The organism is Paracoccus sp. KKT209, from assembly GCF_055635455.1.
Genome location: NZ_CM145758.1, coordinates 2,512,167 through 2,527,439 on the forward strand (window position 1 = coordinate 2,512,167; position 15,273 = coordinate 2,527,439).

General features: G+C 66.7%; 15 protein-coding genes. 6 read left to right on the forward strand and 9 right to left on the reverse strand.

The window, feature by feature from the left end; all coding sequences use genetic code 11:
* Positions 1 to 42: 42 nt before the first annotated feature.
* The 5 genes from ACZ2G3_RS12445 to coxB form a co-directional block, all read right to left on the reverse strand.
* Entirely contained in the window at positions 43 to 870 is an 828-nt protein-coding gene (locus tag ACZ2G3_RS12445; RefSeq protein WP_419270638.1) for a cytochrome c oxidase subunit 3, read from the reverse strand.
* Positions 871 to 902: 32 nt separating this feature from the next.
* Positions 903 to 1,475, reverse strand: a complete 573-nt coding sequence (locus ACZ2G3_RS12450; RefSeq protein ID WP_419270636.1) for a cytochrome c oxidase assembly protein — start codon at positions 1,473 to 1,475, stop codon at positions 903 to 905.
* Complete coding sequence (locus ACZ2G3_RS12455; protein WP_470396356.1) at positions 1,472 to 1,678, reverse strand: hypothetical protein; 207 nt, start codon at positions 1,676 to 1,678, stop codon at positions 1,472 to 1,474. The genes ACZ2G3_RS12450 and ACZ2G3_RS12455 overlap by 4 nt, the downstream gene beginning before the upstream one ends.
* Positions 1,678 to 2,595 (reverse strand): heme o synthase, encoded by a 918-nt coding sequence (gene cyoE / locus ACZ2G3_RS12460; protein ID WP_470396358.1) that lies wholly within the window; start codon positions 2,593 to 2,595, stop codon positions 1,678 to 1,680. The genes ACZ2G3_RS12455 and cyoE overlap by 1 nt, the downstream gene beginning before the upstream one ends.
* A 65-nt stretch (positions 2,596 to 2,660) precedes the next feature.
* On the reverse strand, positions 2,661 to 3,566 hold the full coding sequence (coxB, locus tag ACZ2G3_RS12465) for a cytochrome c oxidase subunit II (protein ID WP_419270630.1): 906 nt from the start codon (positions 3,564 to 3,566) through the stop codon (positions 2,661 to 2,663).
* A 209-nt stretch (positions 3,567 to 3,775) separates the two neighbouring features.
* Between coxB and tldD the strand changes: the two genes are divergently transcribed.
* From tldD to ACZ2G3_RS12495, 6 genes are all read left to right on the forward strand, one after another.
* Entirely contained in the window at positions 3,776 to 5,197 is a 1,422-nt protein-coding gene (gene tldD / locus ACZ2G3_RS12470; RefSeq protein ID WP_470396360.1) for a metalloprotease TldD, read from the forward strand.
* A gap of 80 nt (positions 5,198 to 5,277) precedes the next feature.
* Positions 5,278 to 6,444, forward strand: coding sequence for a DNA-processing protein DprA (gene dprA / locus ACZ2G3_RS12475; RefSeq protein ID WP_470396362.1), 1,167 nt, complete (start codon positions 5,278 to 5,280; stop codon positions 6,442 to 6,444).
* 116 nt (positions 6,445 to 6,560) lie between these two features.
* Positions 6,561 to 9,260 (forward strand): type I DNA topoisomerase, encoded by a 2,700-nt coding sequence (gene topA, locus ACZ2G3_RS12480; protein WP_470396364.1) that lies wholly within the window; start codon positions 6,561 to 6,563, stop codon positions 9,258 to 9,260.
* A 90-nt stretch (positions 9,261 to 9,350) separates the two neighbouring features.
* A complete protein-coding gene (locus ACZ2G3_RS12485) occupies positions 9,351 to 10,055 on the forward strand; it encodes a CoA transferase subunit A (protein WP_419270623.1) in 705 nt (234 codons plus the stop codon).
* Positions 10,055 to 10,693, forward strand: coding sequence for a CoA transferase subunit B (locus tag ACZ2G3_RS12490; protein WP_470396366.1), 639 nt, complete (start codon positions 10,055 to 10,057; stop codon positions 10,691 to 10,693). The genes ACZ2G3_RS12485 and ACZ2G3_RS12490 overlap by 1 nt, the downstream gene beginning before the upstream one ends.
* A gap of 86 nt (positions 10,694 to 10,779) precedes the next feature.
* On the forward strand, positions 10,780 to 11,379 hold the full coding sequence (locus tag ACZ2G3_RS12495; RefSeq protein ID WP_470396367.1) for a hypothetical protein: 600 nt from the start codon (positions 10,780 to 10,782) through the stop codon (positions 11,377 to 11,379).
* On the opposite strand, the gene folD is transcribed toward ACZ2G3_RS12495, so the two are convergent.
* The 4 genes from folD to ftsH form a co-directional block, all read right to left on the reverse strand.
* Entirely contained in the window at positions 11,376 to 12,251 is an 876-nt protein-coding gene (gene folD, locus ACZ2G3_RS12500) for a bifunctional methylenetetrahydrofolate dehydrogenase/methenyltetrahydrofolate cyclohydrolase FolD (protein ID WP_470396368.1), read from the reverse strand. The two genes, ACZ2G3_RS12495 and folD, sit on opposite strands and share 4 nt — an antisense overlap.
* Positions 12,248 to 12,550 carry a chorismate mutase gene (locus ACZ2G3_RS12505; RefSeq protein ID WP_419270615.1) on the reverse strand — a complete coding sequence of 101 codons (303 nt, stop codon included), beginning with the start codon at positions 12,548 to 12,550 and terminating at the stop codon, positions 12,248 to 12,250. The genes folD and ACZ2G3_RS12505 overlap by 4 nt, the downstream gene beginning before the upstream one ends.
* Positions 12,551 to 12,599: 49 nt before the next feature.
* Positions 12,600 to 13,046 (reverse strand): MarR family winged helix-turn-helix transcriptional regulator, encoded by a 447-nt coding sequence (locus ACZ2G3_RS12510; RefSeq protein WP_470396369.1) that lies wholly within the window; start codon positions 13,044 to 13,046, stop codon positions 12,600 to 12,602.
* A 293-nt stretch (positions 13,047 to 13,339) separates the two neighbouring features.
* Entirely contained in the window at positions 13,340 to 15,232 is a 1,893-nt protein-coding gene (gene ftsH / locus ACZ2G3_RS12515; protein ID WP_419270612.1) for an ATP-dependent zinc metalloprotease FtsH, read from the reverse strand.
* Positions 15,233 to 15,273: the final 41 nt, after the last annotated feature.

The window sequence follows — 15,273 nt, forward strand, 5'->3', positions numbered from 1 at the left end:
GCGGAAGTGGCCCCCCGCGCGCTCTGGTTCTGGGTAGGGGGATCAGCTGCCCCAGACGTAGATGACGGCGAAGAGCACCAGCCAGATGACGTCGACAAAGTGCCAGTACCAGGCGGCAGCCTCGAAGCCGACATGCTGGTTCTGGGTCATCTGGCCGCGCATGAAGCGCACCAGGCAGACGGCCAGGAAGATCGTCCCGATGATCACGTGCAACCCGTGAAAGCCCGTGGCGATGTAGAAGGCCGCGGCATAGGCGGTGTCGGCCAGGCCGAAAGCGGCGTGGCTGTATTCATAGGCCTGCAGGCCGGTGAAGAAGAGGCCCAGGACCACCGCGACGGCCAGGCCGTTGATCGCGACCTTGCGGTCGCCCTCATGCGCCCAGGCATGGTGCGCCCAGGTGACCGCGACGCCCGACAGCAGCAGGATCAGCGTGTTGATGAAGGGCAGGTGCCAGGGGTCGAAGGTCTCGATCCCGACGGGCGGCCAGACGCCATCGACGATCGGGCTTTCCTCGCCCATCGGATAGAGGGCGTGCTTGATGAAGTTCCAGAACAGCGTGACGAACAGCATCGCCTCGGACATCACGAACAGGATGAAGCCGTATTGCAGGCCGAGCCGCACGACGGGCGTGTGATCGCCCGACTCGGCCTCGCGGACCATGTCGGCCCACCAAGCAAAGCTGACATAGCAGGTCGCGACAAAGCCGATGGCGAACATCCAGGGACCGGTGATGGCCGCACCCATCAGCGTGACCTCTCCGGTCATCCAGGCAACCGCGCCATACAGCATGACGAAAACCGCCACCGCCGCGAGGAAAGGCCAGACAGAGGCCGGAAGAATATGGTAATCGTGGTTCTTAGCGTGCGCCATGTCGGATCCCCGTCGGCTCCCTCGAATTCGTCTTAGTTGATGGTCTCGGCCGGAGCCACGTCAAGCGCAGCGCTGCGCGGCTCGGTCCGGTGGAAGGTATAGGACAGCGTGATGTCGCGAATATGCCCGGCATCGCTGTCGCGCACCAGTTCGGGATCGACATAGAAGCTGACCGGCATCTCGACCCGTTCGCCGGGCTGCAGCGTCTGCTCGGTAAAGCAGAAGCACTGGACCTTGATGAAGTAATAGCCCGAGATCTCGGGCGCGACATTGTAGCTGGCCGTTCCGGTCAGCGGCACGTCGGAATTGTTCACCGCCTCATAGAAGGCAAGGCCGCTTTCGCCGATCTTCAGGTCCATGCGCGTCTGCATCGGGCGGAAGGTCCAGTCCAGGTTGGGATCGGTATTGGCGTCAAAGCGGACGCGCACGACCTCGTCCAGCACCTCGTCCGAGGCCGAGGTCGCCACTTGGGTGGTCCCGCCAAAGCCGGTCACGCGGCAGAACCAGTCGTAGAAGGGCACCGCCGCCCAGGACAGGGCGCCCATCGTCAGGACGACCCCCACCAGCATGGCCACGGTCCGTCCCTGGGGGCTGAGGCGCCTCATTGTCCGCCCTCCACCGCCGGTTCGGGCAGCGGCGTCAGCGAGACGCGCGGCTGGTGGTCGAAGGCTTCCATCATGTCGCCCTGCTGGACCTTGACCACGGTGAGCGCAAAGACCAGCGCGACAAAGCCGATCAGGACGATGCCCAGCCCGACGTTGCGCGAACGGCGGCGAGAGTGAATTTCATGTTCGGGGCGAAGTGCCATCACCAACCTCCCATCCAGCCCTGCACCAGCAGCGCCAGGAAATGCAGGAACAGATAATAGAGCGACAGCTTGAAGACGCGCTTTTCGACCGCGTAGCCGTCGGCGATCGCCCGGTCCTCGGACCGGCGCAGGATCTGCCAGCCGCCGCGGATGAAGGCCGCGTTCAGGACCACCGCAACCGCCATGTAGAGCGGCCCGCCGATCGAGGTCAGGCCCAGCCAGATCGCGAAGGGCGCCAGGACCAGCGTATAGGCAAAGATGTGGCGGCGGGTGGTGGGACGGCCGTGGGTCACGGTCAGCATCGGCACGCCCGCCTTGTGGTAATCCTCCTTCATGAACAGCGCCAGCGCCCAGAAATGCGGCGGCGTCCAGAAGAAGATCAGCGCGAACATCAAGAGCGATTCGATGCTGATGCCGCCGGTGGCGCAGGCCCACCCGATCATCGGGGGGAAGGCCCCGGCCGCACCGCCGATCACGATGTTCTGCGGCGTCCAGCGCTTGAGCCAGATCGTGTAGACCACCGCATAGAAGAAGACGGTAAAGGCCAGGAACCCGGCCGCGAACCAGTTGGCCACCAGCCCCAGCATCATGACCGAGATCAGCGCCAGAACGATGCCCAGGCCCAGGGCCTCTCCGCCCTCGACGCGACCGGAGGGGATGGGGCGGCTCTGGGTGCGGTTCATGACCGAGTCGATGTCGCGGTCGTACCACATGTTCAGGGCGCCGGAGGCCCCGCCCCCAAGCGCGATGAACAGGATCGAGCAGAATGCGATGAACGGATGGACGTCGATCGGCGCGACCCACAGGCCCACAAAGGCCGTGAAGACGACAAGCGACATGACCCGCGGCTTGAGAAGGGCGACATAGTCGCGGAACTCGGCCTCGGGCGCACCATCGTATGCGTTGATATCGGTCATCGCACCTTCAATCGGTTGTCCAAAGGCGGGCCGACAGGATTGCCGACCCTGCCCGGGTCTTCGGTTCAGTCGGCGCGGGCCAGGGTCACCTCGGCCGCGGGATCCAGGCTGGCGGTCTGCGGCTCGGCCTCGCCCAGGGTGCCGCCCTGTTCGGCGATCCAGGCCGCATAGACCTCGGGGCTGACCGCCTTCACGACGATCGGCATATAGGCGTGGTTGATACCGCACAGTTCGCTGCACTGGCCGAAATACACACCTTCCTGCTCCACCTTGAACCAGGCCTGGGCGATGCGGCCGGGAACGGCGTCCTGCTTCACGGCAAAGGCCGGGATGGTCCAGGAATGGATCACGTCGCTGGCGGTGACCTGCATCAGGACGGTCTGTCCCACGGGCACCACCACGGCCGTGTCGGTCGCCAGCAGATACTCGTCCTCGGAATAGCCATATTCGGCCAGATCTTCCTTGGGCAGCATCAGCGAATCGAAGGCCACGCCATTCTCAGGGTATTCATAGGACCAGTACCACTGGTTGCCGATCGCCTTCACCACGACGTCGGGATCCTCGGGCATTTCCTGGCTGCGGAACAGGATCGGCAGCGAGAATGCCCCGATGGCGACCAGGATCAGCACGGGCCCCAGGGTCCAGCCGATCTCCAGCGCGGTGTTGTGGGTGAACTTGGCCGGGACCGGGTTCGCACGCTGGTTGAAGCGGAAGATCACGATCAGCAGCAGCGCACAGACCAGGATGGTGACGACCGTGATGATGATCAACACGAAGTGGTCCAGCCACTGCTGGTCCCGCGCCAGTTCCGTCGCGGCCGGCTGAAAACCCGTTCCGGCCGGAACCGGCTTGCCGATTGTGGGCAGGTCGCCCAGTACGTCTTGTGCCATGGCAGTTCCGGCCAACATGCCCGCCAACGCGAACCCCGTAGCTGCCGCGACTCCACGGCGAATCATCGCTCTTGCCATCATTCCATCCCGTTGCGTTGGCCCGGCCCGAATGGCCGCAGGGGCCGCCGGGAGGCTGCCCCTTTTCCTTTCACAGTGACCGTTCTATGACCATATCTCGCCCTTACGGGCAAGTCATACCTACCGCATTTCCGGTCAAAGAAGGAACGCGACCCGCTGCCGCGCCCGGCATGCCGGCCCTCGTCGCCGCCCAGACCCGTCAGGAGCCCTGCATGAGCCGCCAGCCCTTCGATCCCTTTGCCCGGCATCTGGACCGCGACCGCGCCCTGTCGATCCTGCGCGACGCGGTGCAGGGCGCCGATGACGGAGAACTGTTCCTGGAGCGCAGCCAGTCCGAGTCGCTGGTCTTCGACGACGGCCGGCTGCGCAACTCCAGCTTCATGGCCAGCCAGGGCTTCGGCCTGCGCGCGGTTCGCGGCGAAGTGACCGGCTATGCCCATTCGACCGAAATGACCGAGGCTGCGCTGCGCCGCGCGGCCGAAACCGCCCGTCTGGCCGTGGGCCAGGGTGGGGCCGTCCTGGCGCAGCCCTCAGCCATGCAGCCGCTGAACCTCTATCCTGCGATCGATCCGGCCGAGGGCATTTCGATCGCCCGCCGCATCGCGCTGCTGCGCGAGATCGACGCCTATGCCCGCGCCCTGGACCCGCGGGTGGTTCAGGTCACCGTCTCCATGGGCAGCGGCCTGCAGGAGGTCGCGATCCTGCGCCCCGAGGGTGGCCTGGCCACCGATGTCCGGCCGATGACGCGGCTGAATGTCGCAGTCATCGTGGAAAACAACGACCGGCGCGAAAGCGGCAGCGCCGGCGGCGGCGGGCGTCATACGCTGGAACTGCTGCTGCAGCCGGGCCACTGGCAGGATCTGGTGCAGGAGGCGCTCCGCATTGCGCTGGTGAACCTGCGTTCGGTCCCCGCGCCGGCGGGGGTGATGGACGTGGTGCTGGGACCGGGCTGGCCCGGCATCCTGCTGCACGAGGCCGTGGGCCACGGGCTGGAGGGCGACTTCAACCGCAAGAAGGCCAGCGCCTTTGCCGGGCTGCTGGGCCAGCGCGTCGCCTCGCCCGGCGTCACCGTTGTCGATGACGGCACGATCCCCGACCGCCGCGGCAGCATCAACATCGACGACGAGGGCACCCCCCCTGCCCGCAACGTGCTGATCGAGGACGGCATCCTTGTCGGCTACATGCAGGACCGCCAGAACGCGCGCCTGATGGGCGTGGCGCCCACAGGGAACGGGCGGCGGGAAAGCTTTGCCCATGTTCCCATGCCCCGCATGACCAACACCTACATGCCCTCGGGCGATGCCGAGCCCTCGGCGATCCTGGCCGACCTGAAGGACGGGATCTACGCCGTGGGCTTCGGCGGCGGCCAGGTCGACATCACCAACGGCAAGTTCGTTTTCAGCTGCACCGAGGCCTATCGCGTCCGCAACGGCGTCGTCGGCGACCCGATTCGCGGCGCCACGCTGATCGGCGACGGCGCCACCGCCCTGCAGCAGGTCCGCGCGGTGGGCAGCGACATGTCGCTGGACCCCGGCATCGGCAATTGCGGCAAGCAGGGGCAATGGGTGCCGGTGGGCGTGGGCCAGCCCACGCTGCTGATCGGCGGGCTGACGGTGGGCGGCTCGGCCGCGTGACGCAGGGCGCCGGTCATCGGGGGTAACCAGTTGTTAACCCCTTCCGGGTTATCCGTGGGATTGGATCACACGGAGGCACCATGGACAGCGCACCGGCCCGTCGCGACGCCCCCGTCCGCGACGCGGATGACGATCTCAGCGTTCTGCGGCTGATCCGGTCCCGCCGCGTGGGGCCCGCCACCTTCCACCGGCTGCTGGCGGAACACGGTTCGGCCCGCGCGGCGCTGGAGATGCTGCCCCGGATCGCTGGGGCGGCCGGCATCACCGACTATCAGCCCTGTCCCGAGGGCGTGGCCGCGGCCGAACTGGCGGCGGGCCGGCGCGCGGGGGCGCAGCTTTTGCGCATCGACGATCCCGCCTATCCCGACAGCCTGCGCCAGATCGACGGCGCGCCGCCGGTCCTGTGGGTGCGCGGCGATCCCGCCTGGCTGTCGCGCGACGTCATCGCCGTGATCGGCGCGCGCAACGCATCGTCCCTGGGGCTGCGCATGGCGCGCGGCATGGCCGCGGGCCTGGGCGAAGCTGGCCTGACCGTGGTGGCGGGCCTGGCCCGCGGCGTCGACACCGCGGCCCATAACGCGGCGCTGCCGACAGGCACGATCGCCGTGATGGCGGGCGGCGTCGATGTCATCTACCCGGCCGAAAACGCCGTTCTGGCCGCACAGATCGCGGATGTGGGCGCCTTGGTTTCCGAGCAACCGCCCGGCACCGAGCCCGCCGCACGGCATTTTCCCACCCGCAACCGGATCGTGTCCGGCCTGTCGCGCGCCGTGGTGGTGATCGAGGCCGCGCATCGGTCGGGCACACTGATCACGGCACGAAACGCGCTGGACCAGGGCCGCGAGGTGATGGCGGTGCCGGGTCATCCGATGGACGCACGCGCCTCGGGCTGCAACGCCCTGATCCGGGACGGCGCCACGCTGGTCCGCAGCGCCGCGGATGTGGCGGATGCGCTGGATGCCGCAGGCACGGCCCCGCGCCTCCGGCAGGTTGCCCCCGCTGGCGAAATGCCCCGCCATCCCGCGATCACGGCCCGCCCTGCCGCCGCCACTCAACCTTCCGACACCAGCGCCCCGGTCCAGCTGGAGGGGCGCATCCTGTCGCGGCTGGGCCCCTCTCCGACCGAGGAAAACGACCTGATCCGCGACCTGGGCGTGCCGGCCTCGGTGGCCAGCACGGCCATCCTGTCGCTGGAGCTGCAGGGTCGGGTCACCCGCCTGGCCGGAGGGCGGCTGGCGCTGTCCTGATGCCGTGCCCCGGCCGCGGATGAACGGGCCGAGGCGGGTCACGCCTGTCACCACCCGTTGACAGTGCGCCGCCCGGCACCCATGTTGCCGCCCCATTGCAGCTGTCCGAGGTCCCCATGCCCGTCGTCGTCGTCGAATCCCCGGCCAAGGCCAAGACCATCGAGAAATATCTCGGCGGCGACTACCGCGTTCTGGCCAGCTTCGGCCATGTGCGGGACCTGCCGCCCAAGGACGGCAGCGTCGATCCCGACCATGACTTCGACATGAAATGGGAGGTCGCGGCCGACAGCAGGAAGCATCTCAAGGCGATCAAGGACGCGCTGAAGGACGACCAGAACCTGATCCTGGCCACCGACCCCGACCGCGAGGGCGAGGCGATCAGCTGGCATCTGCTGGAGGCGCTGGCGCCTGCGCTGAAGAAGGGCGCCGAGGTGAACCGCGTCACCTTCAACGCCATCACCAAGGCCGCCGTGACCGACGCGATGGCCCGGCCCCGCCAGATCGACCAGCCGCTGGTCGACGCCTATCTGGCGCGCCGTGCGCTGGATTACCTGGTGGGCTTCAAGCTGTCCCCGGTCCTGTGGCGCAAGCTGCCGGGGGCCAAGTCGGCGGGCCGGGTGCAGTCGGTCTGCCTGCGCCTGATCGTCGACCGCGAGATGGAGATCGAGGCCTTCAAGCCCCGTGAATACTGGTCGGTCCATGCCCGCCTGGCCACGCCCGGTGGCGACGAATACGACGCGGCCCTGGTGTCGCTGGCCGGCAAGCGGCTGGAGCGGTTCGACCTGGCGACGGCCGAACAGGCCGCCATGGCCGTCAGCGCCGTGGCCAGCCGCGAATTGAAGGTGGCCTCGGTCGCTGCGAAGCCCGCCAGCCGCAATCCCTGGCCACCTTTCATGACCTCGACCCTCCAGCAGGAGGCCAGCCGCAAGCTGGGCATGGGCGCCAAGGCCTGCATGTCGGCGGCGCAGCGCCTCTATGAGGCGGGGCTGATCACCTATATGCGGACCGACGGCATCGACATGGCGCCCGAGGCGGTGATGGCCGCCCGCGATGCGATCAAGGCCAAGTTCGGCGAGAACTATCTGCCCAAGTCGCCGCGTATGTACAAGAACAAGGCCAAGAACGCGCAAGAGGCGCATGAATGCATCCGGCCCACCGACATGATGATGTCGACCGACCGCCTGAAGCTGAACGCCGACGACCAGCGCAAGCTTTACGACCTGATCTGGAAGCGGACCATCGCCAGCCAGATGGAGGCCGCGCGGATGGAGCGCACCACGGTCGAGATCGCCAGCCCCGACAACCAAGTGGGCCTGCGCGCGACCGGCCAGGTGATGCTGTTCGACGGCTTCCTGCGCGTCTATGACCAGGGCCGCGACGATGACGAGGGCGAGGACAGTGCCCGCCTGCCGGTGATCGCTGAGGGCGAGGCCGCACGGCTGGTCGCCCAGTCCTTCGAGGCCGAAATGGCAAAGGCCCGGGAAAAGGGCGGCGAGGCCATCACCGCGCCTGCCGGACAGCGCGGCGCGCCCGGCATGTTGGCCGATGACGGAGCCCGGGTCGCCGCCCGCCAGCACTTCACCCAGGCTCCGCCCCGCTATACCGAGGCGACGCTGGTCAAGCGGATGGAAGAACTGGGCATCGGCCGCCCCTCGACCTATGCCAGCATCGTGACGACCATCCAGGACCGGGAATATGTCCTGAAGGACAAGAACCGGCTGATCCCCGAGGACAAGGGCCGGCTGGTCACGATCTTCCTGCTGAAATACTTCCCCCGCTATGTCAGCTATGACTTCACGGCCGACCTGGAGAACGAGCTGGACGAGATCAGCGCCGGCGACCGCCTGTGGCGCGAGGTTCTGGGCCGCTTCTGGAAGGATTTCTCGAAGGCGCTGGAAGGCACGTCCGAGCTGCGCATCACCGAGGTTCTGGATGCGATCGACGAGGCGCTGGCGCCGCACCTTTACCCGCCGCGCGCCGATGGCGGGGACCCGCGCGAATGCCCTGTGTGCGGACAGGGCCGGCTGAACCTGAAGACCGCGCGTTCGGGCGGGGCCTTCATCGGCTGCACCAACTATCCCGAATGCCGCTATACCCGCCCCCTGTCCGCCCCCGACGGCGAACAGCCCTTGGGCGACCGGGTCCTGGGCGAGGATGCAGGCGATCCGATCAGCCTCAAGACCGGGCGCTTTGGCCCCTATGTGCAGCGCGGCGAGGCGACCGAGGAGAACCCCAAGCCGCCCCGCGCCTCGATCCCCAAGGGCTGGGATGCCGCTGCCTTGGAGCTGGAAAAGGCGGTGCAGCTTCTGGCCCTGCCCCGGCCTATCGGCCCCCACCCTGAGGATGGGGTGCTGGTCGAGGCCGGGATCGGCCGCTTTGGCCCTTATGTGAAGCACGGGTCGAAATACGCCAATATCGCGGATGTGGACGAAGTCTTCACCATCGGCATGAACCGCGCGGTCGAGGTGCTGGCCTCCAAGCAGACCCGCGGCAGGGCGGCGGCCGCCGCGCCGCTGCGCGAGATGGGCGATCATCCCGAGGGCGGCGCGATCCAGGTGATGAGCGGGCGCTATGGCCCCTATGTCAAATGGGAAAAGGTGAACGCCACCCTGCCCCGCGACGTCACGCCCGAGGATCTGACGCTGGACCAGGCGCTGGAGCTGATCGCGGCCAAGGCGGCGAAATCGCCCAAGAAGGCCGTGAAAAAGCCTGCGGCCAAGAAGGCGCCCGCCAAGCCTGCAGCCGCGAAGACCGCCAAGGCCAAGGCAAAGCCCGCCGCGAAAGCCGCCAAACCCAAGGCAGCGCCCAAGGAATAGGGCGCCGCGGCATAACATCGCCGGCGCCGATTGACAGGCGGCGCAGGCCCCCTACTGTGCAGGCGCAGAAACACGCAGAGGGGGAGGCCGATGAAAAAGGTCTATGGCAGCGCGGACGAGGCGCTGGAGGGATTGCTTCATGACGGGATGTTCATCGCGGCGGGCGGCTTTGGCCTTTGCGGGATCCCCGAGCTTCTGATCGACGCGCTGGTGGCGTCGAAGGTCAAGGACCTGACCATCGCCAGCAACAATTGCGGCGTGGACGGGTTCGGCCTGGGCAAGCTGCTGGACACACGCCAGATCCGCAAGATGATCAGCAGCTATGTCGGCGAGAACGCCGAGTTCATGCGCCAGTACCTGTCCGGAGAGCTGGAACTGGAGTTCAACCCCCAGGGCACCCTGGCCGAGCGCATGCGCGCCGGCGGCAGCGGCATCCCCGGCTTCTACACCAAGACCGGCGTCGGCACCGTCATCGCCGAGGGCAAGGAGGTCAAGAACTTCGACGGCCAGGACTATGTCCTGGAGCGCGGGATCGTGGCCGACCTGTCCATCGTCAAGGCCTGGAAGGCGGACGACACCGGCAACCTGGTCTTCCGCAAGACGGCGCGGAACTTCAACCCGCCCGCCGCGATGTGCGGGCGCGTCTGCGTCGCCGAGGTCGAGGAGATCGTCCCGCGGGGCAGCCTGGACCCCGACCTGATCCACCTGCCGGGCATCTATGTCCACCGGATCATCCAAGGCACGCATGAAAAGCGCATCGAACAGCGCACCACCCGCAAGAAGGAGGCCGTGTGATGTCCGACGCATCGAAAGGCTGGGACCGCAACCAGATGGCCGCCCGCGCCGCGCAGGAGTTGCAGGACGGCTGGTACGTGAACCTGGGGATCGGCATCCCCACGCTGGTCGCGAACTATGTGGGCGACAAGGACATCACCCTGCAGTCTGAAAACGGCATGCTGGGCATGGGCCCCTTCCCGTTCGAAGGGGAGGAGGATCCCGACCTGATCAACGCCGGCAAGCAGACCATCACCGAACTGCCGCGCACGTCCTATTTCGACAGTGCCACCAGCTTTGGCATGATCCGCGGCGGCAAGATCGCGGCGGCCATCCTGGGCGCGATGGAGGTCTCCGAGGAAGGCGACCTGGCGAACTGGATGATCCCGGGCAAGCTGGTCAAGGGCATGGGCGGCGCGATGGACCTGGTCGCGGGCGTGGGCCGCGTGATCGTGGTCATGGACCACACGAACAAGGCCGGGGAAAGCAAGGTGCTGAAATCCTGCACCCTCCCCCTGACCGGCAAGGGCGTCGTGGATCGGATCATCACCAATCTGGGCGTTCTGGACGTGGTGCCGGGCGGCCTGAAGGTCGTCGAGACCGCGGAGGGCGTCACCGAGGACGAGATCCGCGCCGCCACGCAGGCGACCTTGGTCTGACCAGGGTTGCCGCAAGACAACGGCGGCGGGGCGCGGGTCCCGCCGCCTTCCTATATTTCAAGGATATCCCGAACAAGATGACGGCAATGGAACAAGAGCCTCCCGACGGCGCATGGGACGCGTCGCAGATCCAGGCGCTGTTTACCGATGCGGGGGGCAGGTTCCTCTGCGCCCGATGGGGCCGTCCAGTGGCGCCGGTGATCTTCGGGCTGGGAGATGCCAGCCTGGACATCTTTCGGGCCGCGATCCGGTCGGGTTTCGCCCATGCCGGCCATCCGATGGCGGACACCGACCCCGAGACGGGCGCGAACCTGATGCTGTTCTTCGTACGCGACTGGACCGAGCTTTCGGCCGTGCCCGATCTGGACCGGCTGACGGGACTGGACGATCTGCCGCAACGGCTGTCAGGACAGGCCGCGGACCAGTACCGGCTGTTCCGCTTTGACGACCGCGGCGGCATCCGCGCCTGCCTGACCTTCCTGAACATGGGCGGCGCCCTGGCCGAGGCGCATCCCGGGCGGCTGGCCGAGAAGGTGATGATGCAATCGGCGCTGACTTTCGCGCGCGAAATCAGACCCTCGGCGGCGCTGGCGGCCCTGATCCGGGCGGCCTATGACCCGATCCTGCCTGTGGCCACGACCGAGCCCGCCCATGCCCTAAGGCTGGCCGCGCGGCTGACGCTTTAGGGGGTCAGGCCCTCGGGATCGGGCAGTCCGTGGATGCGGGCCGTGGCGGTCAGCGTGTTGGCCAGCAGGCAGGCGATGGTCATCGGGCCGACGCCCCCCGGCACCGGGGTGAAGGCCCCGGCGACCCGGCTGGCGCCTGCGCGATCCACATCTCCGACCAGTCCGTCCTCGGTCCGGTTGATGCCGACATCGATCACGGTCGCGCCGGGCTTGATCCAGTCGCCCTGCACAAAGGACGGGCGCCCGACAGCCGCCACCAGGATATCGGCGCGCCGGCACAGTTCCGGCAGATCCTCGGTCCGCGAATGGGCGATCGTGACGGTGGCGCTGTCGCGCAGCAGCAGCTGTGCCATCGGCTTGCCGACGATGTTGCTGCGCCCGATCACCACCGCATTCCGGCCCGCCAGCGACCCCAGATGGTCGCGCAGCAGCATCAGGCACCCTAAAGGCGTGCAGGGCACCATCGCCCTCTGCCCCGTGGCCAGGCGTCCGACGTTCAGGATGTGAAAGCCGTCCACGTCCTTGTCCGGCGTGATGGCATTGATGACGGCCGCCTCGTCCATATGCGCGGGCAAGGGCAGCTGCACCAGGATGCCGTGGACGGCGGGGTCCTCGTTCAGCTTCTGGATCAGCTCCAGCAGTTCCTGCTGGCCGACCTGCTCGGACAGGCGGTGCTCGAAGGAGGCCATGCCGACCTCGCGCGTCATGCGGCCCTTGGAGCGGACATAGACTTGGCTGGCCGGATCCTCGCCCACCAGAACCACGGCCAGTCCCGGCGTGATCCCCTGCCCCGCCAGGGTCGCGACCTCGGCCGCGATGCGGCTGCGCAGGCGGGCGGCAAAGGCCTTGCCGTCGATGATCTGGGCGGTCATGGGCGATCCTTGTTCAGTTGGCGTTCTTCCTGGGCGATGGCGGCCTCGATCAATTGCCGCCAGAGGCGGTCATAGAGATCCGGGTCCAGACCGTGGGCCTGCGCATGGCGCCGGACATTCGCCACCACCTCCTCGACCCGGTCGTCGATGCGGGCGGGCATGCCGTTGCCCGCCTTGATCTGCGCCGCGCGGTCGATCAGGGCGTGCCGCTGCGCCAGCAGCGCCATCAGGCGGGCATCCAGCGCGTCGATTTCCGCGCGCAGGGAGGGCATGTCGGGAATGTCTTCGATCTTGGTCATCGCCCTAGACCAATGCACCGCGCGGCGCAATTTCGCAAGGGGAGCAGGGCTATTCCGTCATCGACCCGGTCAGCGAGCAGCGCAACTGCGCCAGCATCTGTTGAAGGCGGATCGCGCCTTCCATGTCCAGACCGGTGGCGCGCATGATGCAGTCATGAAGGTGATCGGACCGCGCCTCGAGGTCACCGCCCTCTCGGGTCAGGGACACGATCACCCGTCGCTCATCCCGCGGGTCCCGGCGGCGCGTCACAAGCCCCGCAACCTCCAGACGCTTGATCAGCGGGGTCAGCGTGCTGCTGTCCAGCCCAAGGGCGGTGCCGATCTGTCCGATGCTTTGATTGTCGGCGGGCCACAGGGTCATCAGCACCAGGTACTGGGGATAGGTGAGGCCCAAAGGGTCAAGAAGCGGCTTGTAGACCCGCCCGAACGCCAGGTTCGTCGCATAGACGTCGAAACAGAGCATGGCCCCCAAGGGCGAAGCGGTCTTCTTTTCCATAAGCCCATACATAAATTGAGCGCCTCAGGTGCACAAGCCGTTTGCCGAACCAAAGAGTTCATATTTGTTTTGTTTCAAAGACAACCGGCAAGACACCGGTCAAAATGGGCAACAATCTCCTGCATGTGCCAATCTCCTCCCTGATGCGACAGGAAAAAATGCAGTTATTGAAACGTAACACGGCCGAGCCGCTTTTGATGAAACTCTTTCAAAGTGACGTTCCGGCACAGCCCTAAACAAGATGCAGTCTGTCCGACATAAAAAAGCCCCGGTGACGAACCGGGGCTGTTTCATCATGCAGGGGCGGGGTCGCCCCCTGGTGCCGGCTTGCCGGCCTTGGGGATGGCGGTCACCGAGGGGATCAGGCTGCTCGGCGCATCATCATCGTTGCCACCCAGGGGTTCACCCCGGACGATGCGCCCGATCTCCTCGCCGGTCAGGGTCTCATATTCCAGAAGGCCCTTGGCCAGACGTTCGAATTCTTCCGATTTCTCGATCAGGATGCGGTACGCCTCCTGATAGCCCGCCTCGATCAGTTCGCGGACCTCCTGCTCGATCAGCTCCTTGGTCGCGGCCGAGACGGAAAATCCGCCGGTGCTGCCCGAGTAGCCCTCGTGGGCCTCGGCATAGTCGACCGCGCCGACCTTGTCCGACATGCCCCACCGCATGACCATCGCGCGCGCCAGCTGGCTGGCCTGCATGATGTCCCCGGCCGGTCCGTTCGACACGCCTTCCTCACCATACTTGATGATCTCGGCGGCCTTGCCGGCCATGGTCATGGTGATCTTCTGCTTGGCCTCGTCCTTGTGGAAGTTCAGCCGGTCCATCTCGGGCAGGCTGACGACCATGCCCAGGGCGCCCCCGCGCGGAATGATGGTCGCCTTGTAGACCGGGTCGCATTTCGGCAGCGACAGGCCGACGATGGCGTGACCGGCCTCGTGATAGGCGGTCTTTTCCTTCTGTTCGGGCGTCAGGACCATGCTGCGACGTTCCACGCCCAGCATCACCTTGTCCTTTGCGCTCTCGAAATCGTCCATGCTGACAAAGCGGCGGCCGATCCGGGCCGCGGTCAGCGCGGCCTCGTTCACCAAGTTCATCAGGTCGGCACCGGAAAATCCGGGCGTGCCGCGGGCGATCAGGCGCAGGTCCACGTCGGGACCGACCGGCACCTTGCGGGCATGGACGGACAGGATCTTCTCGCGGCCCTTGATGTCGGGGTTCGGGACATGGATCTGGCGGTCGAAGCGGCCGGGGCGCAGCAGCGCCGGGTCCAGCACGTCCTTGCGGTTGGTCGCGGCGACGATGATGATGCCTTCGTTTGCCTCGAAACCGTCCATCTCGACCAGCAGCTGGTTCAGGGTCTGCTCGCGCTCGTCATTGCCGCCGCCGATGCCCACGCCGCGGGCACGACCGACCGCGTCGATCTCGTCGATGAACAGGATGCAGGGGGCCGATTTCTTGGCCTGCTCGAACATGTCACGGACGCGGCTGGCGCCGACGCCCACGAACATCTCGACAAAGTCCGACCCCGAGATGGTGAAGAACGGGACACCCGCCTCGCCCGCAATGGCCCGCGCCAGCAGGGTCTTGCCGGTGCCCGGAGGACCGACCAGCAGCGCCCCTTTCGGGATCTTGCCACCAAGGCGGCTGAACTTCTGCGGGTTGCGCAGGAATTCGACGATTTCCTCCAGCTCTTCCTTGGCCTCGTCGATGCCGGCGACATCGTCAAAGGTCACCCGGCCGTGCTTTTCGGTCAGCAGCTTGGCGCGCGACTTGCCAAAGCCCATGGCGCCGCCCTTCCCGCCGCCCTGCATGCGGTTCATGAAGAAGATCCACACGCCGATCAGCAGGATGAAGGGCAGCCACACGCCCAGAAGCGACATGAAGCCCGAGCTTTGCTGCTTGACCACGCGGACATCGACACCGCTCTGGATCAGGCGGTCGGCAATGTCCTCGCCCATGGGGCGCACCGTGGCATATTGCTGTCCATCGCTGCCGGTGACCACGAGGTCTTCGCCATCTATCGTGACGGAGGTGACCTGATCATCCTGCACGCGCTGCATGAATTCGGAATAGCTGATCTGGCGGCTGTTCATCGCCCCGGATCCGTCGCTGAACAGGTTGAACAGGGCCAGAACCATCAGGAACAGAACCACCCAGAAGGCGAAGTTGCGTGCGTTGCCCAAAACGGGTCCTCCGGCGGAATGCGTTGCATCGAAAATAGGGA